The 22,208-nt window shown below is 70.8% G+C and carries 18 protein-coding genes and 1 pseudogene; 9 read left to right on the top strand and 10 right to left on the bottom strand.

Annotated features, from left to right (window positions below; all coding sequences use genetic code 11):
• The first annotated feature begins 3 nt into the window (after positions 1–3).
• A complete protein-coding gene (locus ACWPWW_RS11630; RefSeq protein WP_454050537.1) occupies positions 4–480 on the top strand; it encodes a hypothetical protein in 477 nt (158 codons plus the stop codon).
• A gap of 60 nt (positions 481–540) precedes the next feature.
• On the opposite strand, the gene ACWPWW_RS11635 is transcribed toward ACWPWW_RS11630, so the two are convergent.
• Both ACWPWW_RS11635 and ACWPWW_RS11640 read right to left on the bottom strand, forming a co-directional pair.
• On the bottom strand, positions 541–1,635 hold the full coding sequence (locus ACWPWW_RS11635) for an inositol-3-phosphate synthase (protein WP_454050538.1): 1,095 nt from the start codon (positions 1,633–1,635) through the stop codon (positions 541–543).
• Positions 1,632–2,288, bottom strand: coding sequence for a PadR family transcriptional regulator (locus ACWPWW_RS11640; RefSeq protein WP_454050539.1), 657 nt, complete (start codon positions 2,286–2,288; stop codon positions 1,632–1,634). The genes ACWPWW_RS11635 and ACWPWW_RS11640 overlap by 4 nt, the downstream gene beginning before the upstream one ends.
• A gap of 271 nt (positions 2,289–2,559) precedes the next feature.
• Between ACWPWW_RS11640 and ACWPWW_RS11645 the strand changes: the two genes are divergently transcribed.
• The 5 genes from ACWPWW_RS11645 to rplI all read left to right on the top strand — a co-directional run bounded on the left by ACWPWW_RS11645 (position 2,560) and on the right by rplI (position 6,804).
• On the top strand, positions 2,560–4,908 hold the full coding sequence (locus ACWPWW_RS11645; RefSeq protein ID WP_454050540.1) for a transglycosylase domain-containing protein: 2,349 nt from the start codon (positions 2,560–2,562) through the stop codon (positions 4,906–4,908).
• Positions 4,909–5,086: 178 nt separating this feature from the next.
• The gene (rpsF, locus tag ACWPWW_RS11650) at positions 5,087–5,380 is read left to right on the top strand and encodes a 30S ribosomal protein S6 (protein ID WP_454050541.1); all 294 of its coding nucleotides are present in this window, start codon (positions 5,087–5,089) and stop codon (positions 5,378–5,380) included.
• A 61-nt stretch (positions 5,381–5,441) separates the two neighbouring features.
• Positions 5,442–5,984, top strand: coding sequence for a single-stranded DNA-binding protein (locus tag ACWPWW_RS11655; RefSeq protein ID WP_454050542.1), 543 nt, complete (start codon positions 5,442–5,444; stop codon positions 5,982–5,984).
• Positions 5,985–6,103: 119 nt separating this feature from the next.
• The gene (gene rpsR, locus ACWPWW_RS11660) at positions 6,104–6,340 is read left to right on the top strand and encodes a 30S ribosomal protein S18 (protein ID WP_013772910.1); all 237 of its coding nucleotides are present in this window, start codon (positions 6,104–6,106) and stop codon (positions 6,338–6,340) included.
• 14 nt (positions 6,341–6,354) lie between these two features.
• Positions 6,355–6,804 (top strand): 50S ribosomal protein L9, encoded by a 450-nt coding sequence (gene rplI / locus ACWPWW_RS11665; RefSeq protein WP_454050543.1) that lies wholly within the window; start codon positions 6,355–6,357, stop codon positions 6,802–6,804.
• 193 nt (positions 6,805–6,997) lie between these two features.
• Here rplI and ACWPWW_RS11670 read toward each other — a convergent pair whose 3' ends face one another.
• Positions 6,998–8,332 (bottom strand): MATE family efflux transporter, encoded by a 1,335-nt coding sequence (locus ACWPWW_RS11670; RefSeq protein WP_454051802.1) that lies wholly within the window; start codon positions 8,330–8,332, stop codon positions 6,998–7,000.
• Positions 8,333–8,661: 329 nt separating this feature from the next.
• Between ACWPWW_RS11670 and dnaB the strand changes: the two genes are divergently transcribed.
• Positions 8,662–10,032, top strand: a complete 1,371-nt coding sequence (gene dnaB / locus ACWPWW_RS11675; protein ID WP_454050544.1) for a replicative DNA helicase — start codon at positions 8,662–8,664, stop codon at positions 10,030–10,032.
• 363 nt (positions 10,033–10,395) lie between these two features.
• Here the strand turns inward: dnaB and ACWPWW_RS11680 are convergent, their stop codons facing one another.
• The 5 genes and pseudogenes from ACWPWW_RS11680 to ACWPWW_RS11700 all read right to left on the bottom strand — a co-directional run bounded on the left by ACWPWW_RS11680 (position 10,396) and on the right by ACWPWW_RS11700 (position 15,399).
• Positions 10,396–10,728 carry a hypothetical protein gene (locus tag ACWPWW_RS11680; RefSeq protein ID WP_454051863.1) on the bottom strand — a complete coding sequence of 111 codons (333 nt, stop codon included), beginning with the start codon at positions 10,726–10,728 and terminating at the stop codon, positions 10,396–10,398.
• Between the two features lie 114 nt (positions 10,729–10,842).
• Positions 10,843–11,223, bottom strand: a pseudogene (locus ACWPWW_RS11685) (hypothetical protein); the annotation flags it as partial.
• An 89-nt stretch (positions 11,224–11,312) separates the two neighbouring features.
• Complete coding sequence (locus ACWPWW_RS11690) at positions 11,313–11,738, bottom strand: hypothetical protein (RefSeq protein WP_454050545.1); 426 nt, start codon at positions 11,736–11,738, stop codon at positions 11,313–11,315.
• Entirely contained in the window at positions 11,738–13,255 is a 1,518-nt protein-coding gene (locus ACWPWW_RS11695) for a hypothetical protein (protein ID WP_454050546.1), read from the bottom strand. The genes ACWPWW_RS11690 and ACWPWW_RS11695 overlap by 1 nt, the downstream gene beginning before the upstream one ends.
• A 1,145-nt stretch (positions 13,256–14,400) precedes the next feature.
• The gene (locus ACWPWW_RS11700; protein ID WP_454050547.1) at positions 14,401–15,399 is read right to left on the bottom strand and encodes an IS481 family transposase; all 999 of its coding nucleotides are present in this window, start codon (positions 15,397–15,399) and stop codon (positions 14,401–14,403) included.
• 414 nt (positions 15,400–15,813) lie between these two features.
• Here ACWPWW_RS11700 and ACWPWW_RS11705 point away from each other — a divergent pair, with 414 nt between their 5' ends.
• Positions 15,814–16,143, top strand: coding sequence for a VOC family protein (locus ACWPWW_RS11705; protein WP_454050548.1), 330 nt, complete (start codon positions 15,814–15,816; stop codon positions 16,141–16,143).
• A gap of 108 nt (positions 16,144–16,251) precedes the next feature.
• Here ACWPWW_RS11705 and ACWPWW_RS11710 read toward each other — a convergent pair whose 3' ends face one another.
• Complete coding sequence (locus ACWPWW_RS11710) at positions 16,252–16,590, bottom strand: STAS domain-containing protein (protein ID WP_454050549.1); 339 nt, start codon at positions 16,588–16,590, stop codon at positions 16,252–16,254.
• 80 nt (positions 16,591–16,670) lie between these two features.
• Positions 16,671–16,979: a hypothetical protein gene (locus tag ACWPWW_RS11715; RefSeq protein ID WP_454050550.1), complete on the bottom strand. Its 309-nt coding sequence runs from the start codon at positions 16,977–16,979 to the stop codon at positions 16,671–16,673.
• On the opposite strand from ACWPWW_RS11715, the gene ACWPWW_RS11720 reads away from it, so the two are divergent.
• Positions 16,954–22,035 (top strand): GH92 family glycosyl hydrolase, encoded by a 5,082-nt coding sequence (locus tag ACWPWW_RS11720; protein WP_454050551.1) that lies wholly within the window; start codon positions 16,954–16,956, stop codon positions 22,033–22,035. The two genes, ACWPWW_RS11715 and ACWPWW_RS11720, sit on opposite strands and share 26 nt — an antisense overlap.
• Positions 22,036–22,208 lie beyond the last annotated feature (173 nt).

Raw genomic sequence — 22,208 nt, forward strand, 5'->3', positions numbered from 1 at the left:
CGCATGAGCACCGACCCGCAGGACGCACCCGCGCTGCCCGAGGGCTGGCACCTGATCCCGCCGGAGACGCTCGGCACGCCGGGCATCGCCTTCGCCGCGGCCCACGAGACGCCGGACGCCGGCTTCACCGCCAACGTCACGGTGGGCGTCCAGCGCTCGGCCGACCCCGGGCTGGCCGTCGCGCTCGGCACGGAGGCCGTGCGGGCGATCGAGGCGACCGAGCAGGACGTCACCGTGCACCGCCGGGAGCTCCAGGGCGACACCGGGGTCGCGCAGGAGGTGCACTTCACCACCACGGTCGACGGCGTCGGGGTGCCGATGACCCAGGTGCAGGAGTTCGTCGCCGTCCCGGGCGCCGACGGCGGACCCGCGACCGTGTGGACGGTGTCGGCGACCGCCACCCGTGCGCAGGCAGCGGCGCTCGCGGACGGGCTGGCGGAGCTGCTCGGCACGCTCCGCGCGGAGATCGCCGCGTCCTGACGCACCGAGGCCCCGGTGACGTGATGTCACCGGGGCCTCGGGCCGCTCAGGGGAGCGAGATCAGCGCTCGATCTCGCCGCGGATGAACTTCTCCACGAGCTCCCGGCCGTGCTGGTCCTCGTGCTGGACCGGCGGGGACTTCATGAAGTAGGTCGACGCCGACAGGATCGGGCCACCGGTGCCCCGGTCGAGCGCGATCTTCGCGGCACGGACGGCGTCGATGATGATGCCGGCCGAGTTGGGGGAGTCCCAGACCTCGAGCTTGTACTCGAGGTTCAGGGGCACCTCGCCGAACGCGCGACCCTCGAGGCGGACGTACGCCCACTTGCGGTCGTCGAGCCAGGCGACGTAGTCCGACGGGCCGATGTGGACGTTGCGGTCGGCCTTCTTGCCGGCCAGCGGGCCGTCCTCGATGTTCGAGGTGACGGCCTGCGTCTTCGACAGCTTCTTGGACTCCAGGCGGTCGCGCTCGAGCATGTTCTTGAAGTCCATGTTGCCGCCGACGTTCAGCTGGTACGTGCGGTCCAGCACGACGCCGCGGTCCTCGAACAGGCGGGCGAGCACGCGGTGCGTGATCGTGGCGCCGACCTGCGACTTGATGTCGTCGCCGACGATCGGGACACCGGCGGCCTCGAACTTCGCGGCCCACTCCGGGTCGGACGCGATGAACACCGGCAGGGCGTTGACGAACGCCACGCCCGCGTCGATGGCGGCCTGCGCGTAGAACTTGTCGGCCTCCTCCGAGCCCACCGGCAGGTAGGACACGAGGACGTCGACCTTGGCGTCGCGGAGGGCCTGCGCCACGTCGACCGGCTCGGCGTCCGACTGCTCGATCGTCTCGGCGTAGTACTTGCCGATGCCGTCGAGGGTCGGGCCCCGCTGGACGGTCACGCCGAGCGGCGGGACGTCGGCGATCTTGATGGTGTTGTTCTCCGACGCCACGATCGCCTCGGAGAGGTCGAAGCCGACCTTCTTCGCGTCGACGTCGAACGCCGCCACGAACTCGAGGTCGCGGACGTGGTAGTCCCCGAACTGGACGTGCATGAGCCCGGGCACCTTGGTGCTGGGGTCGGCGTCGGCGTAGAACTGCACGCCCTGGACCAGCGACGAGGCGCAGTTGCCCACACCGGCGATCGCAACGCGGATGGAGGTCATCCTCGCTCCTTCTCAGAGGGTTGTGCCGCGACGATGGGGTCATCCTCGACAGCTGCTGTGCGGGGACCGGTCGGCTGACCGGCACCCTGGGGACGGGCGCTGCGATCGCTGCGCTCGTGGTCGATGAGGTCGTCGAGCCAGCGGACCTCGCGCTCCACCTGCTCGAGCCCGTGACGCTGGAGCTCGAGCGTGTACTCGTCCATCCGGACGCGGGTCCGGGCGACGGAGTCGGTGATCATCTCGAGGCGCTCGGCCATGCGCGTGCGCCGGCCCTCGAGGATCCGCAGCCGGGTCTCGCGGTCGGTCTGCCCGAAGAACGCGAACCGGACGCCGAAGTTCTCGTCCTCCCACGCGGCCGGGCCGGAGGAGGCCAGCACGTGCTGGAACTGCTCCTTGCCCTCCGCCGTGAGCTGGTAGACGATGCGCGCCCGCTTGCCGGCCAGGCCGTGCGCGGGCGCCTCCTGGGGGTCGGACCCGACGATCCAGCCCCGCGCGACCAGCGTCTTCAGGCACGGGTAGAGCGAGCCGTAGGACAGCGCGCGGAACGACCCGAGCAGGAGGTTGAGCCGCTTCCGGAGCTCGTACCCGTGCATCGGGGAGTCGTGGAGCAGCCCGAGGATGGCCGACTCGAGCACGTCGGAACGTCCGCGCACGGCAGCCCTCCCCTCGTCGCCTGCTTCACGATGTATCGAGTTGATACATCGTGGAGAGTAGGGCGAACGGGGCGATCCGGGCAACAGCTGGCCCTGGACGGCGTGGCGGACGCGGGCAGCCGGAGCGCGCACGAGGTGGTGATCACGTGAAAGTCCGCAGCCACAGGCCTCTGACCCGGGGTCCGAGGGGTCCGCTCTTGCATACTGATCCGGGCCCGGACGGCTCCCTGCCGCTCCCCGCCCCCTCAGCAGTCCACAGGAAGGCAGTGCGTTGGCAGGCTCGAACCGACGGTCGGCACCGGCCGGTGGCGGCACGTCCGGCGGTCGCCGGCGCATCGTCGACTACCCCCGGCGCGGCTACCGCGGCCTGCACCGCTGGCTGCCCTCGTGGCGGTTCGTGGTCGGCACCATCACCGTCGGCGTGTTCCTGGTGCTCGGGCTCGTCGTCGCGGCCTACGCCCTGACGGACGTGCCGGACCCGGACGACTTCGCCGAGGAGCAGGCGTCCACCGTCCTCTACGCGGACGGCACGGAGCTCGGCACCTACGACGGGCCGAACCGGAACCTCGTGGAGTACGAGTCGCTGCCGGAGTTCGTCGGGCAGGCGGTCGTGTCGGCCGAGGACCGCACGTTCTTCGAGAACCAGGGCATCTCGATCACCGGCATGGCCCGCGCCTTCCTCAACAACATCCAGGGCGGCGCGACCCAGGGTGCGTCCACGCTGACGCAGCAGTACGTCGAGCGCTACTACGTCGGCCAGACGACGACGAGCTACACCGGGAAGGCCAAGGAGGCCCTGCTCGCGATCAAGATCGCGCAGAGCGAGACCAAGGAGCAGATCCTCGGCCGGTACCTCAACACCATCTACTTCGGGCGGAACGCGTACGGCATCGACGCCGCCGCGCAGGCGTACTTCGGCAAGCCCGCCGCGGAGCTCGACGTGTCGCAGGCGGCGATGCTGGCCGGCATCATCCCGTCGCCCAACAACTGGGACCCGGCGGTGAGCCGCGAGAAGTCCGAGCAGCGCTGGGCCTACGTGCTCGACGGCATGGTCCGGGACGGCTACCTGACCCAGGCCGACCGGGACGCCCTCGTGTTCCCGGAGCCGATCGAGTACGTGCGCAGCAACCGGCTCGCGGGGCCGAACGGCTACCTGATGGAGTACGTGAGCAACGAGCTCACCGCCACGGGCTCCATCACGCAGGAGACGCTCGAGACCGGCGGCCTGACGATCACGACCACGATCGAGCCGCCGGTGCAGCAGGCCGCGGTCGACCAGGTCGCGAACATGAAGGCCGGCGGGCTGTCCGACGGGGCCACGCCGTCCGAGTCGCTCAAGGTCGGCGTCGTGTCGATCGACCCCACCAACGGCGCCATCGTGTCGATGTTCGGCGGCACCGACTTCCTGACCGACCAGATCAACCGCGCCAGCCGGGACCGGATCCAGGCCGGCTCGACCTTCAAGCCGTTCACGCTGATCGCCGCGCTGGAGAACGGGATCCCGCTGACCAAGCGCTACCCGGGCTACTCGCCGCAGCAGTTCGATGCGTGGGGTCCCCAGCAGGTGACCAACTTCGGCGGCGAGGACTTCGGCACCATCGACCTGGTCAAGGCGACCGAGCAGTCGGTGAACACCGTGTACGCGCAGCTCAACCTCGAGGTCGGCCCCGAGAAGACCGCCGACGTCGCGAAGCGCGCCGGCGTGGTGAACAGCCCGCTGACGACGGTCCCGTCGAACGTGCTCGGCAGCGACACCGTGAGTCCGCTGGAGATGGCCTCCGCCTACGCGACCATCGCCGCGCAGGGCGTCTACCACAAGCCGTTCATGGTGGCCCAGGCCGCCTACCCGGACGGCGACCTCGCGTACACCGGCGAGACCCAGCCGGTGCAGACGTTCGACGCCGGCGTCATGGCGGACACCACCTACGCGATGACCCAGGTCGTCGAGGAGGGGTCCGGCGAGCGGTACATCGAGCCGATCGGGCGCGACATCGCCGGCAAGACGGGCACGTCGACCGAGAACAAGTCGGCCTGGTTCGTCGGGTTCACCCCGCAGATCGCGACCGCGGTCGGCCTCAGCCAGGCCGGGGAGAACGGCCGGGACCAGGTCACGATCACCCCGTGGGGTCGTTTCGACGAGATCACCGGCTCCACGTACCCGGCCGCGCTCTGGGCCGCGTACATGACGCCGGTGCTGCAGCTGGAGAAGTACGCCACCCCGACGCCGTTCCCGGAGCGCGCGAACGTCAACGCCGCGGCCGTGCCCACGCAGGAGCCGACCACCACGGCGCCGACCACGGCGCCCCCGGTCGTCGAGGAGCCGACGACCGTGGCGGTCCCGTCCGGGCTGACCGGCGGGCTGTCCGGCGACGCGCAGGCCGCGATCACCAACGCCGGGCTGGTGCCCGCCGTGGCGCAGGAGGACTCCGACCAGCCGGCCGGCACCGTGCTCGGCCTGAACCCCGGCGAGGGGACGCAGGTGGAGCCCGGCGCGACCGTGACGATCCGGGTCTCGCGCGGGCCGCAGCAGCAGCCGGCGCCGCAGCCGACCGAGACCGCGCCGCCCGCCCAGGGCCAGGGGCAGAGCACCGGCAACGGGAACGGCAGCGCCGGCGGCTGAGCCGCGTGCCGCACGCCACCCGGACGGGCGGCCCGGACGGGCCGTGCGACCGGGTAGACTGGCGGACTGCTGTGCCCGTCCGGCCGTCGCAGATCGACATCTCGGGTCCGGGCACCGCGACGCACAACACCCTCCTGCTACGGAACGACCGTGGCCGCCGAGACCAGAGGAGGTGGGTATGAGCCTGCGTCAGTACGAGATCATGATCATCCTCGATCCCGACATCGAGGAGCGCACCGTCGCTCCGTCCCTCGACAAGTACCTGTCGGTCGTCAAGACCGACGGTGGCTCCGTCGACAAGGTGGACATCTGGGGCCGTCGCCGCCTGGCGTACGACATCAAGAAGAAGTCCGAGGGCATCTACGCCGTCGTCGACTTCTCCTCGACGTCGGACACCGCCAAGGAGCTCGACCGTCAGCTGGGCCTGAACGAGGCCGTCCTCCGCACGAAGGTCCTCCGCCAGGACGCCTGAGTGTCGGACCGCGCGCGTACCGTGCGGACCCACCCCCTTTCGACGAGAACGAGGAGCTGGCATGGCTGGTGACACCACCATCACGGTGATCGGGAACCTGACCGCCGACCCGGAGCTGCGGTTCACGCCGTCCGGCGCCGCGGTCGCGAACTTCACCGTGGCGTCCACGCCGCGCACGTTCGACCGTCAGAGCAACGAGTGGAAGGACGGCGACACGCTGTTCCTCCGCTGCTCGATCTGGCGGGAGGCGGCGGAGAACGTCGCCGAGTCGCTCACGAAGGGCACCCGGGTCATCGTCTCGGGCCGGCTCGTCCAGCGGTCCTACGAGACCCGCGAGGGCGAGAAGCGGACCGTGTACGAGCTGCAGGTCGACGAGGTCGGCCCGTCGCTCCGCTACGCCTCCGCCAAGGTCACCCGCACCCAGCGCTCCGGCGGTGGTGGCGGTGGCTTCAACGGCGGTGGCGGCGGCGGTGGCGGCTTCAACCAGGGCGGCGGCGGTGGCGGCGGCTTCAACGGTGGCGGCGGCCAGGCGCAGGACGACCCGTGGGCCACGCCCGCGGGTGGTGGCGGCGCCGGCGGCTACTCCGACGAGCCCCCGTTCTGATCGGCTGATCACGCACCGCTGACCTCGGTCGGCACCCCACGGGCGCGCGCCCGCACAAGCACACCCCATCCCGGGGCACGGCAACGCCCCGGGCTCCACACAGAACAAGGAGCACCACGATGGCCAAGGCCGTTGTCCGGAAGCCCAAGAAGAAGCAGAACCCGCTCAAGGCGGCGAAGATCGAGTCGGTCGACTACAAGGACACCGCCCTGCTGCGGAAGTTCATCTCCGACCGCGGGAAGATCCGCGCCCGTCGCGTGACCGGCGTGTCCGTCCAGGAGCAGCGCGCGATCGCGCGTGCCGTCAAGAACGCCCGCGAGATGGCTCTGCTGCCGTACTCGTCGTCGGCGCGCTGAGAAGGAGCAGACAGATGTCCAAGCTGATCCTGACCCACGAGGTCACGGGCCTCGGCGCTCCCGGCGACGTCGTCGACGTCAAGGACGGGTACGCCCGTAACTACCTCGTCCCGCGTGGTCTCGCGACCCCGTGGAGCAAGGGAGCCGAGAAGGAGGTCACGGCGATCCGCCGTGCCCGCAAGGTCCGCGAGATCGAGACCCTCGAGGAGGCGCGCGCCGTGCGTGACTCCCTCCAGGGCAACCCGGTCACCGTGTCCGCGAAGGCGGGCGACTCCGGTCGCCTGTTCGGCGCCATCACGACCGCCGAGATCGCCGACGCCGTGAAGGCGGCCGGCGGCCCGTCGATCGACCGCCGCAAGGTCGAGGTCGCGCAGCCGATCAAGGCCACCGGCGAGTACGAGGTGCAGGTCCGCCTGCACGCCGAGGTCTCCGCGAAGCTGACCGTCAAGGTCGTCGCGGCCTGATCGCAGCCGTACCGCACGAACGCCCCGCCTCCGGCTCACGCCGGGCGCGGGGCGTTCGTCGTCCCGGCGCCGCGGCTGCCCGCTGCCGCCCCCCAGGTCGAGGGTTTGCCTCCGTAGCAGGGCGCGAAGCCCTCGACTTCGCGGCAAAGCCTCGACCTCGCGGGCCGAGCGGTCGGGGGGCGGCGCGGGGAGGCTAGGCCCCGGTGACCATCCAGCGGTCGCCGCGGGCGCGGAGGCCCGTGGTGACGGCGCGGGCCAGCATGAACACGCCGGCGAACGCCGCCCACAGCCACGCGAGCCCGGCCCAGCCGTCGGGCGCCCAGGCCCGCACGGCGAGCGCCACCGGCACGTACGCGGCCAGCGTCACGAGACCCGCTGCGGCGAGGAACCGGCCGTCGCCGGCGCCGATCAGCACGCCGTCGAGCACGAACACCCACCCCGCCATCGGCATCAGCACCGCCGCCACCACCAGGCTCACGGTGACGGCGTGCCGCACCTCCGGGTCGCTGGTGAACAGGGCGGACAGCCACCACCCGGCGGTCCCGGTCACGACGCCGAGGACCACTCCGGCGCCGACGCCCCAGGCGAGCATCCGCCGCAGCAGCGCCCGGGCCTGCGGGACGTCGCTCGCCCCGAGGGCGTGCCCGACGAGGGCCTGTGCCGCGATGGCGAGCGCGTCCAGCGCGAACGCCACGAAGCCCCACACCGCGTTGACCACCTGGTGCCCGGCCAGCGCCACCGGCCCGAGGCTGGTGGCCACCCAGACCGTCAGGAGGATCGCGGCGCGCAGGGACGCGGTGCGCAGCAGCAAGGGAGTCCCCGCGCGCACGCCGGCCAGGATCCCGCCGGGCGCCGGGCGGAGGGAGGCGCCGACGGTGCGGGCGCCCCGGACCACCACGACGACGAGCGCCGCTCCCATCCCGATCTGGGTCAGCGCGGTCCCGAGCCCCGAGCCGGCGATCCCGAGGCCCGCGCCGTACACCAGCGCGACGTTGAGCACCGCGTTGACGGCGGCGCCCACCCCGGCGACCACCAGCGGGGTGCGGGTGTCCTGCAGCCCGCGCAGCGCGCCGGTGGCGGCGAGCACGAGCAGCATCCCCGGCAGTCCCGGCGCCGACGCGCGCAGGTACAGCACCGCCTGGTGCGCGACGTCGCCCGTCGCTCCGAGGGCGCCGACGGCCCAGGGCGCCCCGGCGAACGCGACGACCGCCAGCACGACGCCGAGGCCGGCCGCGAGCCACAGGCCGTCGACGCCCATCTGCAGCGCGCCGGCGCGGTCGCCGGCACCGGAGCGGCGGGCCACCGCGGCCGTGGTCGCGTACGCGAGGAAGACGCACAGCCCCACGACGGTCACCAGGAGGGTCGAGGCCAGCGACAGTCCCGCGAGCTCCGTCGTCCCCAGGCGCCCGACGATCGCGGAGTCCACCAGGACGAACAGCGGCTCGGCGACCAGCGCCCCGAGCGCGGGCACAGCCAGACCCAGAATCTGCCGGTCGACCGTGGACGGCACGTGTCCGAGGCGTGAAATGAGAGCCAACTTCTTCCTGTCCACATCGGTTCACGGCATTTGCGCCGGTGAGAAGGCCCTGGTGGGGACGGATTCGGACTTTGTCCACACCTGTGTCCACGGACTGTGGACAACCCTGGGCTGCGGTCCACAGCCTTCCACAACGTCGTCCCCAGGCCCTGTGCACGACTCGCTCGACACCGGTCCGCGAGGCGCCTACTGTCACGTCGCGCGCGAGTCCTCGAGGACCGACCGGCGCCCGCCGGACCAGGTCCGGGGGGCACGGGCGTGTCGGAGGCCGGTGCTAGAACCGTCACGACGGAGCAGGACGACGAGGGCGGGGCAGCACGGTGACGATCGAGGATCTCGAGTACGGGGCATCGTCGGGGCAGCGCCGGGCGGACTACGACCGGATGCCCCCGCAGGACCTCGACGCCGAGCAGAGCGTGCTCGGCGGCATGATGATCTCGAAGGACGCCATCGCCGACGTCGTCGAGGAGATCCGCGGCACCGACTTCTACCGGCCCGCGCACGAGGCGATCTACGACGCGATCCTCGACCTGTACGGCCGCGGCGAGCCCGCCGACGCCGTCACCGTCGCGGACGAGCTCACCAAGCGCGGCGAGATCGCCCGCATCGGCGGCGTGCCGTACCTGCACACCCTCATCGCGATGGTCCCGACCGCCGCGAACGCCGGGTACTACGCCCGCATCGTCCGGGAGCGCGCGGTCCTGCGCCGCCTCGTCGAGGCCGGCACCCGCATCGTGCAGCTCGGCTACGCGACCGACGGCGGCGACGTCGAGGAGATCGTCAACAACGCGCAGGCCGAGGTCTACGCCGTCAGCGACCGCCGCACCACCGAGGACTACCACCGCCTCGGCGAGGTCGTCGCCGGCACCCTGGACGAGATCGAGTCCGCCGGGCACCGCGGCGAGGGCATGGTCGGCGTCCCCACCGGGTTCGCGGACCTCGACCGCCTCACCAACGGCCTGCACCCGGGCCAGATGATCGTCATCGCCGCCCGGCCGGCCATCGGCAAGTCGACCCTGGCCCTGGACTTCGCCCGCGCCGCGTCGATCAAGCACGGCCAGGCGTCCGTCGTGTTCTCGCTCGAGATGAGCCGCTCCGAGATCACCATGCGTCTGCTGTCCGCCGAGGCCCGCGTGCCCCTGCAGAAGATGCGCAACGGCTCCATGGGCGACGAGGACTGGCAGAAGCTCGCCCAGATCCAGGGCAAGCTCACCGAGGCGCCGCTGTTCATCGACGACTCCCCGAACATGTCGCTGATGGAGATCCGCGCCAAGTGCCGGCGGCTCAAGCAGAAGCACGACCTCAAGCTCGTGATCATCGACTACCTGCAGCTGATGTCGTCCGGCAAGCGCGTCGAGTCCCGCCAGCAGGAGGTCTCCGAGTTCTCGCGTGCGCTCAAGCTGCTCGCGAAGGAGCTCGAGGTCCCCGTCATCGCGCTGTCGCAGCTGAACCGTGGCCCGGAGCAGCGCACCGACAAGAAGCCCGCGATGAGCGACCTGCGTGAGTCCGGCTCCATCGAGCAGGACGCCGACATGGTGGTGCTGCTGCACCGCGAGGACGCGTACGAGCGCGAGTCGCCGCGTGCGGGCGAGGCCGACCTGATCGTGGCCAAGCACCGTAACGGGCCGACGGACGTGATCACCGTGGCGTTCCAGGGTCACTACTCGCGGTTCGTGGACATGCAGTCCTGAGCCTGCTGTAGGTTCCGATTAAGCGGCGTGGTTTCCGGCGGGAAATTGTGGCGCCCTTGTGGCGTTCCGGAGACCGTTGTGGCGCTTTGGCCTAGATTTTCAGTTTCGGCGATCTGTGAGCGCCGCTCTACCGCGACGGGCTCGGGAGCGCGACGGCCCGACTTGTGTGAGGTGCGCTCTGAGGCCGGCGGCGTGACTGCCGAGGTTGCGGTGACTTGCTTCGCGCCGCTCTCCTGTCGCGCCTTGGTGGTGATGCGTCCGCGGGCACCGTGAAGTAGTGACTGATGGGCGGGCGGCCGCGACCCGCGCTGCCGGGGGTCCCTCTGTAGCGCTTCTGACCCGAGGAGTGCAGACCTCCATCTCCTAGCGTCGCCGTCCCGCGTCGAGCACAAGTACGGCCCCGCCGAGCCCGTCTCCACCTTCGATCAAAGACGGATCTCGTCGTTCGTACGCTCTGATCACGTCGGAAGGCGCGCCTTCGGCGAAGTACGCGCGGTCGATCGGGCCTTCCATCGCGATGCTCTGGCGTTCGGGATCAAGGTGGCGGGCACGGTGTGCTTCGTCCTCCAGCACGAAGCGCCGGGCGGCCTCATCGACGGTGTCGTCTTCGCAGGAGCTGCAGACAAGATGATGCCAAGGCCATGCGTCCGCGAGGAGCGAGTGGCGAGGGCGCGGACCGAGGAGGCGCTGGTGCACAACTCCCGCATGCACGAGTGCGGCGCCCCATAGAGTGGGGTCGGACGGCCCGTGTGGGCAAGGTCCAGGGGCGACTGCAGGCTGTGTCGCCGTTGGCACTCTGTCTCCGTACAGAACGTAGAAGGGCGTCGCTCGTCGGTATCGAGCGGCGCGAATGAGCACTTCGGCCTGCTGCACTCCATCGACGGACTTCGACACGGGAAACGTGTTCGTGTTCGGGGCCATGCGCTTCGCCTGTACTCGTAGGCCGGTGAATCCTCTGGGGCTGCAGAACCACCACTCCCAGTCGGCTCCCGTTGCGCGCTCAGACCGTCCGTCAAAGCGGTGCGCGAGGACTTCACGCGGATGCTGGGTAGCGATCCGGAGCAACGCGGCGTCAGTGAAGGACGTCTCCCATGGCACCAGGCCGACGGGGCGACCCGCTTGGTAGTCGCGAAAGGTAGTCCTGGCCACGGCCCGGAAGGTCTTGCACAGCTGCGGACGAGCCTTACCCATTTGCAGTGGTCCCCTAGGATGCCGACGAGCGTGTCGTGAGCTTGTGCATGGGATCTTTGTCTGGATTCACGCGCTTGTGCCCTTCGTTCTCAGTGCGCGGTCGCGAGCTCGTCATGCAGGCGCGCCTGCGTGTCGGCGTGTGGGCCGCGCGGGTTGAGCGTGAGGTACACGAAGCTCTGCGGCACGGGCAAGGATGCGTCCAGCTCCTTGAGAGTCAGCGGGCGCGGGAGCCTGCGCGCGCCCTTCACGAGGATGCCGACCGCGGCTTCGGACCCTCGGTAGTAGTCGCGGTAGCCGGACCGTGCGATGCCAGCGTGACCCTTGTGCCGCTCCCACACGGCCGTTGGCGACGCCACGTCATACCCGTGGACCTCGAACGCTCCGATGACGCGGCCGACGGGCATCGTCGCGTAGATGAGGACTGTCGTGACGTCCGGTGCCAGGCGTCGCTTGCGGAACTCCACGAGTTTCGTCCCGTTGAGGATCGCCTCGGCGAACTGCGGCCTGATCGACATTACTGCGACGCGGCCAGCTGCTGGTGCATCCACGGTCGTCCTCCTCTACGTACTTCGGTGATGCTCTGCGGCGGGCCGTTGAGCACTCCCATGAGCCGCAGGGTCTTGAGTGACACGGGCGGATCGAGCAGCCGGTCCTGTCGGAAAATCATCGCGTGAAGCTCGGCGTGTTCCAGCTCCATGAGCCCCAGGTCCATCGGCGTGTACACGGTGCGCCTTCCGACGAACCTCTGGATCGTCCTTGCGTCGCTTGAGACGTGCACATCTTCCACTACGCCTACGACAGTGACCGCCTGCAGGTCTTCCGACCGGTAGAACAGCAGGATGTCGCCTGCGCTCACGAGACGTGACCTGGACCCGGAGACGTACGCCTTGCGCAGCGCGTTTCCATAGGCGTGGCTCCCGGTCCAAAGCCCGAAGCCCATCTCGAAGTCGGGGAACAGGGCGTCGTGCCACACGGGGATGACCGGGACTACGAAGGTGCGCGCGTCGGGGTGGACGTACGGCGGTCCGTGCATCCGGTGCGCGACCAAGGGGTCGGTCAGTGTCGGATCGGCCGGCCGCCGGTACTTGACCAGCACCAGCTCCTCGTCGTCACCCTGAGGATGGTTGTGTCGGACGAAGCCGAAGTCTTCGAGCAGTTCGATCAGGCGGTCCTGCTTCGGGAAGGTGGTGACGTACACGGTGTCGTGAACGCCGCTGTGCATGTGCCCGAACAACGTCTTGAGCAGCAGCTCGCCGTAGGCGCGCCCGTACGCGTGCTCCGCAACCTTGAAGGTGCAGAGCTTCAGGACCTTGCCGGGGAACTCCGTAGCACCTGGCGGCTCGTCCTTGACGATCATCAGCGCGCCGTAACCGCCGTCGTCGAACTGGATGACCCATGCCGGCCGGCCCGGTGCGAGCCGCACGCCCGCGAACCACTCGTCGAACCCGACGTAGTCCTCCCGGAGCGACTCGAAGATCGGGTCGTGGACGTCGAGGTTGTACGTCCGAACCGGCGTGACCGCGGGCGGAGGTGTGCTGGCACGCGGGGAGAGTCGGCGCAGGAACGCGACGGCTTCCACGATGGTGAGCACCCGGTCACCGAGCCCTGCCCGCACGGCACGACGCCGAAGCCGATTGTCCTGCGTGACGAGGAAGTCGACCGCACCGACCCAGACCGCGGAGAGCATCTCCAGATCGACGTCGTTGTTCGAGTGTCGTCCGGGTGGTGGGGCGTCCTCGCCGAGCACCACGAGCAGGTCCGTCGGCGGAGCGATCGGGTCGAGGTGCTGGTACTTGCCGGCGAGCGCGTGATTCGCTCGCCGGCGGTCTGTCCGTGTGTCCCGGTCGATGTCGTGGGCGGTGCCAGCGGAAAGGTAGAAGCGGTGATCGCCTTGCTGGGCAAGGCGCACGAGCTCGGCAGCGTCTGGCAGATCAGCCTGGAACGACGGCGACGTCGGCTCGAGGGCGATGAAAGCGTTCGTGTCCAGGAGCAGAGCGAAGCGCGAGGCGGAGGCCACGTCCTTGCCGCTCATAGGCGCAGCATGGTGCCGCACGTTGACGTAGCGACACGTGACACGCCGTTCTGGCCAGGAGATACGCCCGCCTGGCTCAGCGGGAGGCGGACTGTGCGCCGCTCAGCAGCACGTCGAGCGCCAGATTCGAGCCTCCAGAGACCGCAGTCGTCCCCGGCACGTAGTTGCCTCTGCCGCCGACGACCCCTCCACAAAGGCGACCGTTGGAAACGATGAGCTTGTCGGGTGCAAGCTTGCGAGGGCCGCGGCGGTGAGCAAGCCGCCGGCTCGCGCCGTCCCATGCCCTCGTGCAGCGCTACGCGTGTCGAGGAGGTGCAGCCCCGGGCCGCTGCTGCCGCGGATGTGAAGGTCTCGCGCGAACCGGCGCGCGCGAACGGCGGCTTGCTCTACGTTCGCAGGTGAAAAGGGGGCAACAATGGCAGAACGTCATCCCAAGGGGTGGTTCATCGTCGCAGTGACTGCGACGGTGGCGGCGGTGATCTCGTACGCCGTGTCGTTTTCGATCGCGTTCGATCGCAGCGATGTGGGTCGGGACTCCGGAACTGCAGGAGCCATCGTCTGGCCCGCGGCACTCATCTCCGTCGCCGGTGTGATCGCCAGCGTCGCCCTGTTGGCCGTATGGCTCTCACGGCGCGGCAGTCGAGCAGTGAGCGCGTAGACGAGCGGAACGCAGCGAGGGGCGGGAACACCGACAGGTGTTCCCGCCCGGGCCCAGCACACGCGCCGGACGGAGCCTCACAAGGTCGCGGGAGAGTGGCACACCGACGTCGCCTATCGATGTGTGTCTCACGATCTCCGTTATGCGACACATCAGCCATCGTGTCGCGGTCGTCTGCGGTGGGGAGATCGTCGAAATCGGGGTACGCGACAGGTCACGGCCTGGCAGCACGCTGCTGGTCGACGGTGGCGACACGGCCTGACGGCGCCCGCGACTGCCGGGAGCCTGAGGAGCCGGTCTCGAGCGGCGAGCACTGGACCGCCCTCAAGCCTCTGGTGGCCCAGCTGAGGGAAGGAACGCAACAGCGCTGAGGCTGCCGTCCTGCTCGAACGGTGCGTGGCGACAGCAGACGCCGAAGCCCGCGTGCGTGGTGGGGCGCCGGAGCAGTGGCCCACGACGCACCCCTCCACTCGGGGCGACCGACGAGCTAGGTGTAGTTCGCCGTGAGGTTGTGAACGCGGTCTGCGGGGACGGCGCCGCCGATGCCGGTGTGGGGTCGGTGGTGGTTGTAGTCGTGCAGCCAAGTCTCGTAGGTCGCGGTGCGTGCCTCGTCCGAGGCGTAGGTCGCGGCGTAGGCCCACTCGGTTGCCAGGGTGCGGTTGAACCGTTCGACCTTGCCGTTCGTCTGCGGTCGGTAGGGGCGGGTCCGTCGGTGCTTGGCCTCGCCGAGGGCGGCGGCGAAGTCCCGGGACCGGTAGCAGGCGCCGTTGTCGGTGATGACCGCGGTGACCTGGATCCCGATGCCCGCGAAGTGCGCGCGGGCTCGGGTCCAGAACGCAGCGGCGGTGTCCTTGCGCTCATCGTCCAGGATCTCGGAGTAGGCCAGGCGGGAGTGGTCGTCGACCGCGTGGTGCAGGAACCGGTAGCCGCGTGAGCCCTTCGCCCCGGCGCGCGCAGCCCGGTCACGGGTCACGCCGGCGGCGCGGTCTTGGGCCGAGCCGCGTCCGTGGGCGCGCCAGCCGCCGCCGTCGGGGATGCGTCCGAGCTTCTTGATGTCGACGTGCACCAGGTCACCGGGCGCGGCGGCCTCGTAGCGGACCGGTGCTGGTCGGCGCACCGGTAGGCCGGTGGCCTGGTCCAGGTGCGCCAGGTGCGGCATCCGGTAGCGGGCCAGGACCCGCCCGACCGTCGCCCGCGGGACGCCCAGGTGGTAGCCGATGCGGTGTGGCCCCCACCGGCGGGTGAACCGCAGCGCGATGATCCGCCGCTCGGTGCGGCGCGGGCAGCGCCCGGGCGAGCGCCGCGGGCGCGAGGACCGGTCGGTCAACGGCTCACCGGCGCGATACCGCCTGGCCCACTTCGCGGCCGTGGCCGGTGAGCACTGGAACCGCTCGGCGGCGCGGCGCACGGACCAGCCGTCCTCGACCACGACGCGCGCGAGCCGGAGCCTGCCGGTCGGTGTCAACGGGGCGTTAGCGTGGGTCACGAGGACCTCCGGGTGTTCGAGGACGGTGTGGTAACCCCTTGAATACCGGAGGTCCTCGTCATCTGTCCCGGACCACGCTGATCACAACGTCCCGAGGAACTACAGCTAGGCCAGGTCGTGCCCACCGTGCCACCGCGGGGCGCACACGCCCACGGCCTGACGCGCTCAGGTGCTCGGGAGGTCGAGTGCGGTGCCGCGGAGCGAGCACGACGGTGACGTCTCGCCCCGGGGCTAGAGGTCGCTCACACAGCGACGGAACGCATGGGGGATTCGAGGTCGGCCTCACCCTCCGGGGCTGCGCGCTCGCGGGCCAAGCGCGCAGCGCCGCAAGCCGTCCTCCGTGACGCTCGACGTCGGGCTTCCCGATCCGGCAGGCTGGGTGATCACTGCGCAGCCGTCCCCCGGAGGCACTTCGTGCTACTCACTTTCATCTACCACCCGGTGCGGGACCTGGACGAGGCTGTCGCGTATTACCGCGACAGGCTGGGGTGGGAGGAGGCGTGGCGGGAGGCAGACGACACGGTCGCGCTCGCCCTACCGGGGTCGGAGACTCAGTTGATGATCTCCACCGACCCGCAGCCCGCGGGGCCGATGTACCGAGTCGACGACCTGGACGCGTGGCTCGCGGAGCACTCGGAGCTGGAGCTTGTCGTCACGCCGTATGAGATCCCCGGCGGCACGGTTGCCGGGGTCGGTGGACCGGGCGGGAACGTCTTCTACGTCTTCGACTTGCCCGGGGTCTAGCAGTAGACCGCCATCACGTAGGGGGCACTCGGTGAGCGGGCGCCGACGGCTTAGTGGAGCAGCGGACGCGCCAAGGCGAGGGGACCGGGTGTCGTTCCGGGCCTTGGATCAGGACAGCGCGCCGAACGCGTCCGCCACCGTCTCGTGCGGCGGCAGCACCCGGATCATCGTCGTGAGCTCCAGGACGTTCAGCACCTGACCGCTCGGACGCGCAATCGTCAGGTCGCCGCCCGCCGTGCGAGCCGCCCGCAGGCCGAACACGAGTGCGCCGAGGCCGGTCGAGTCGAGGAACGTGGTCGCCTCGAGGTCGACGACGACCCGGGCGCTGCCCGCGCCGACGAGGTCCGACAGCGCGGCTCTCAGCTTGGCGGCGTCGGCGGTGGTGAGCCGGCCGGTTGGGCGGACGACCACGGCGGACCCGCTGATCCGCTGCACTGCGATCTCCACGTCTGCCCTTCCTCCTGGCGCACGGTCAGCCCGGACCCGCGCCGGCACGCTTGAGGACTACGCGCCGGCCGGCCCGACTGTCATGCCTGCTGGTCGGTGGGGCGGATGAGGATCTCGTTCACGGCGGCTCGTCGGGGGCGGGTGACGATGTACTCGACAGCGTCTGCGATGTCGTTGGGGTTGAGCAGCTCGACGTCCGCGAACATCCGTGCGTATCCCTCACTGGCGCCGTCCTGCTGGTCGAAGAGCTCGGTCGCGGTGGCTCCGGGTTCCACCGACGCGAACCGGACTCCGCGCCGGGTGTACTCCTGCCGCCACGCCTCCGTGGCGGCGGTGAGCCCGAACTTGGTGCAGGCCGCCGACGTGACGATCGACCCGGCCACGAGCACGGTGTCAGGCTGGATGCGCGGCGCGGACATCTGCGACAACGGCAACTACTACTCCGCGTACTTCTCCACGACGTACGACCAGCCGTTCGTGTTCCACGGCACCTGGCAGGACGGCACGCTGACCGCCGGCCGGACCGAAGCCGGCAAGGACAGCGCGGACACCGGTGCGGACTTCCGGCACGACACCGGCGCCTGGGTGACCTTCGCCGACGGCGCGCAGGTCACGGCGCGCACCGGCCTCAGCTACGTGAGCGTCGAGAACGCCGCCGAGAACCGGGACGCCGAGGTCGGCGCGACGTCGTTCGACGACGTCCGGGGCGCGGCGAAGGCGGCCTGGACCGAGGCGCTCGGCACGGTCGACGCGACCGGCGGCACCGACGAGGAACGGACCAAGCTCTACACGGCGCTCTACCACGCGATGCTGCACCCCAACGTCCGCAACGACGTGAACGGGGAGTACCGCGGCTACGACGGCCAGACCCACCAGGTCGAGGACGGGCGCGATTTCTACCAGAACTTCGCCGGTTCCGGCTGGGACATGTACCGCAGCCAGATCCAGCTGATCGCGCTGACGCACCCGGAGGTCGCGGCGGACATCGCCGAGTCGATCGTGCTGCTGCACGACCAGACCGGTGGCTGGCAGCCCGGCGCCGCGCGCATGCAGGGCGACAGCCTGCAGGTCATGATCGCGACGCTCGACGACATGGGCATCACGGACTACCGGCGCGAGGACGCGCTCGCGGGGATGCTCAGCACGCAGGTGCTGCCCGCCTCCGGTTCCGACCGCACGGACGCGTTCCAGTACTTCGCGACCGGGATGATCGAGAACCGGAAGAACGACTTCGCGACCTCGCGGGTCCTGGAGTACTCGGTCGACGACTTCGCGATCGCGCAGCTCGCCGAGCGCCTGGGCGACACGGCCGCGCACGACACGTTCATGGCCCGGTCGCAGAGCTGGATGAACGTGTTCGACCCGCAGTCCCAGCAGATCCGGCCGCGCGAGCGCACCGGGTTCGACCGGGCGATGAACCTGCAGGTCCGGGAGGACGGCAGCGGCCGCGGCCAGTTCAACCAGTCGACCGGCCTGCAGTACGGCTGGATGGTGCCGCACAACCTCGGCACGCTGATCGAGCGCAAGGGTGGCGTCGCGGCGTCGACGGCCGCCCTGGACTCCCTCATGGCCGACCTGGACGCCGGCGCCTACGACAAGTCGGGCAACTACCTGTCCAACCAGCCGGCGATGAACACCCCCTGGGTCTACAACTGGCTCGGTGCGCCGCACGAGGCCACGGACGTGCTCTACCGCGCGGCCACGGAGATGTACGACACGACGCCGGCCGGCCTGCCCGGCAACGACGACCAGGGCTCGCTGAGCGCCTGGTACGCATTCGCCACGATGGGCGTGTACCCGGCGATCTACGGCACCGGCGATCTCGTCGTCACCGCGCCGATGTTCGAGCACCTCGTGATCGACCCGGTCGGCAGCGACCGCGCGATCACCATCTCCGCGCCCGGTGCGAGCAGCACGAACCGGTACACGAGGGCGCTGTCCGTCAACGGCACGCCGCAGACGGCGTCGTGGGTGGACGCCGACTTCGTCCGCACCGGCGGCACGCTCGACTTCACGATGGGCGCGGTCCCGGGCACCTGGGGCACCGGCCCCGACGACGCCCCGCCGTCGTACACCGACGGCGTGGACGCCCGGAACAGCATCGGCACCACGCCCGCCGGGCGCGGCGAGCTGGGCTCGATGGACCTGTCCGACTGGTCTTTCTCGCGCGAGACCCTCGCGACGGCCGGCGCAGCTCCCGGCCAGCAGATCCCGCACGGCGACACCGGCATCACGTTCACCTGGCCGGACACCGCCCCCGGCGAGCCGGACAACTGGATCCCGCACGGCCAGCGCATCGACCTGGCCGACGAGCAGGCCGGCGCGATCGCGTTCCTCGGACTGGCCACCAACGGCCCGGCCCGGGGCACGGCAGTCGTCGAGTACACCGACGGCAGCACGCAGGACGTCGTGCTGGAGCTGACCGACTGGGCCGCCCAGCCCGGCGCCGGCAGCAGCACGCTGGTCCAGGTCTCCGGCCGCAACAACGGCGCGAACAGCACCGGAACGGGCACCTTCCGGGTGTTCGGCACCAAGCCCGTCTCGCTGGACGCCACCAAGACCGTCGACGCCGTGCGGCTCCCGCTGGGCTCGGACCAGGGCGTCATGCACGTGTTCGACGTCGCCACCCGCGCGGGTGCGTGGACGGACCCGGACGCGCCGGACGGCACGCCGGAGCGCGTCGTGCTCAACCCGACGGCCGACCCGTCCACCTCGCAGTACGTCACGTGGCGGTCCCGCAGCGCGCTGCCGCTGACGGGCTCCGTCGAGGTCCGCCCGGTCGGCGGCACGGCCCGGACCGTCGCCGCCGAGCAGAAGCCCGAGCGCACCGTCGACGGCTACCCGGCGCGCAGCCACAGCGCCCGGATCGAGGGCCTGACCCCCGGCACCGAGTACCAGTACCGCGTGCTGTCGGGTGACCGGGCCAGCGGCTGGTTCTCCTTCACCACCGCCTCCGCCGGTGCCGACCCGTTCACGTTCCTGTACTTCGGGGACGCGCAGGAGGGCATCGACTCCGTGTGGCACCAGACGGTGGACGCCGCCGTCGCCGCGCACCCGGACGCCGAGCTCGGCCTGTACGCGGGCGACCTGGTCAACACCGCGACGATCGAGCAGGAGTGGACCGACTGGTTCGCAGGCGTCGAGGGGGTCGGCGACCGCACGAACGTGCTGACCACGCTCGGCAACCACGAGATCGGCGGCCAGCCGCGGATCGAGACCTACACGGACAGCTTCGAGTACGACGCCAACGGGCCCGTCCCGTCCGACGCCGGCGAGTACGCGACGGAGTACGGCGAGCACCTGGCGTCCGTCCTCAAGGACACCGTGTACGTCACGGATTACCAGGGCGTGCGGTTCGTGAACCTCAACGCCAACCGCGACGACATCTGCACGATCGTCCAGCCCCCGGGCTCGACGTCGAGCTGCGACACCGGCCGCAAGGCGTGGATGACCGCGCAGGCCACCTGGCTCGACCGGGTGCTGCGCGAGAACCCGCACGAGTGGAGCGTCGTGCTGGCCCACCAGCCGGTGTTCTCCACCGGGGTCAGCGGCAACGGCCTGCGCGACGAGGCCGACTGGCGCCAGTACGTCCTGCCGGTGCTCGAGCGGCGGAACGTCGACCTGGTGCTCCAGGGCCACGACCACACCTACGGCCGCGGCTATCACGGCTCCACGGGGACGGACCTGCCGGGCGTCAGCGCCGGGCCGGTCTACGTCGTGTCCAACGCCGGCCAGAAGCAGTACACGCTGCCCGCCGGCGACGACCACATCTGGAACCGGAACGGCGCCACCGCAGTCGTCCGGGCCCAGGACACGTCGACCTACCAGGCCATCTCGGTCGACGGCGACACCCTGAGCTACTCCTCCGTCGTCACGTACACCCGCCCCGGGGGCGCGGCGACGGTCGCCGTCGGCGACGAGCTCGACGCGTTCACGATCACCAAGCGCGCGGACGGCGCCAAGTGGGTCACCGAGCAGGGCACCGCGGTGCCGGGCCCGGAGGTCGCACCGGTGAACGTGCAGCACCCCTCCGGGGAGGCGTTCGACGACGTGACGTTCGGTGAGGTCGCCTGGGACGACGACTTCGACACCGACCGGCTCGGCGAGTACGAGGCGTTCGGCGACATCGGCGAGGCCGCGGCGGACCTGGCCGTGGACACCGACGCCGGCGTGCTCACCGCGACCGCGCCGGGCCGGCGGTGGAGCCACCTGGCGCTGCCGGTCGACCCCGCGGAGCGGTTCGCGCTGGTCGTGGAGCCGGCGTCCTTCGTCGGGACGGGCACCGCGGAGGACAGCCTGTTCGTCGGGCTGACGGACGGCCCGCAGAACCGCGCGCACAGCTGGTTCAACAACACGCGGTCCCGCGGCGGGATCGACGTGGTGGTCGGCGGGCAGGCGAAGGGGCTGTCAGCGGGGGTCGGGGACCGGGCCGTCGCCTGGGAGCCCGGCGTGCGGTTCGCCACGGTCGTCGACCACGGCGAGCTCACGTCCTGGATCGAGCGCGACGGCACCTGGTCGCCGATCCGGACCGGGATGCTCGACCTGACGATGACCCACGACCAGCTCGCCGGCTGGGCGCCAACCGTCAGCCTCCGGCTCGACGCCGGCACCATCGCGATCGACCGGATCACGCTGCTGCAGGCCGAGGTGGCCGACACCGTCGTGACGCCGGGGGCCGTCACGTTCCACGACGCCCTGGGCACCGCCGCCGACACCTATACGGTGCCGCTGTCCACCGGCGTCGAGTACGTGGTCGACGGCGCCGTGGTCACCGCGGGCACGCACGCCGGCACCGGCACGGTCACGGTGACCGCACGAGCGCTCGACGGGTTCGCGCTCACGGACGGGGCGCAGTCCGAGTGGACGTTCGCGTTCACCGACCTCCCGGTCGACCCGGGGCCGGGTGAGCCTGGCCCGGGTGAGCCGGGCGGTCCGGGCCAGCCCGGGGACCCAGGAACCGACCCCGGTTCGCCGCCCATCCCCGCGCCCGGCACCCCGGGCACCCCGGGCACCCCGGCACCGCCGACCGCCGGCGAACTGGTCGACGGCACCCGCGGCGGCATCACGGTCACCGGTCCGGTCACGGCCGGCGGCACGGTGACGGTCACGGTCGGCACGCAGCACGCCGGCACCCAGGTGCGGGGCTGGTTGTTCTCGACGCCGGTCGACCTCGGCGTCGCGACGGTGAACGCGTCAGGCGAGACGATGTTCCGGATCCCGGCCGACACCGCGCCGGGCCAGCACCGGATCGCGGTCACCGCCGCTGACGGCACGCTCATCGGCTGGGCCGAGCTCACGGTCGCCGCATCCGACACGGCACGGCCAGGCGCGCTCGCCTCCACGGGCGCGACGGTGGGCACCTTGGCGCTGCTTGCGGCGATGCTGATCGTCACCGGCGCGGTGCTGGCGCTCCGGCGGCGCAGCGCGGGGCAGATCTCACGCTGAGCTTTCCGACAGGACGCGGGCCCCGGTCACGGATCGGGGTCCGCGTTGTCGTCTCGGAGAACTCAGCGTCGAGCACGGCGGGACGAACGGCGCGTCGTTCGGGGATGGCCGGCCGCTCTCGATCGTCGTCATGCTGAGCATCGGTGGGGGCCGGCACGCTCTCGCCGATACGA

Source organism: Cellulomonas sp. Marseille-Q8402 (assembly GCF_965119525.1).

What these genes read in the sequence shown, in the direction of transcription:
- ACWPWW_RS11630 (WP_454050537.1), top strand. Translation starts at nt 4, where the DNA reads ATGAGCACCGACCCGCAGGACGCACCCGCGCTGCCCGAGGGCTGGCAC.
- rpsR (WP_013772910.1), top strand. Translation starts at nt 6,104, where the DNA reads ATGGCCAAGGCCGTTGTCCGGAAGCCCAAGAAGAAGCAGAACCCGCTC.
- ACWPWW_RS11635 (WP_454050538.1), bottom strand. Translation starts at nt 1,635, where the DNA reads ATGACCTCCATCCGCGTTGCGATCGCCGGTGTGGGCAACTGCGCCTCG.
- ACWPWW_RS11655 (WP_454050542.1), top strand. Translation starts at nt 5,442, where the DNA reads ATGGCTGGTGACACCACCATCACGGTGATCGGGAACCTGACCGCCGAC.
- rplI (WP_454050543.1), top strand. Translation starts at nt 6,355, where the DNA reads ATGTCCAAGCTGATCCTGACCCACGAGGTCACGGGCCTCGGCGCTCCC.
- ACWPWW_RS11690 (WP_454050545.1), bottom strand. Translation starts at nt 11,738, where the DNA reads ATGTCGATCAGGCCGCAGTTCGCCGAGGCGATCCTCAACGGGACGAAA.
- ACWPWW_RS11695 (WP_454050546.1), bottom strand. Translation starts at nt 13,255, where the DNA reads ATGAGCGGCAAGGACGTGGCCTCCGCCTCGCGCTTCGCTCTGCTCCTG.
- rpsF (WP_454050541.1), top strand. Translation starts at nt 5,087, where the DNA reads ATGAGCCTGCGTCAGTACGAGATCATGATCATCCTCGATCCCGACATC.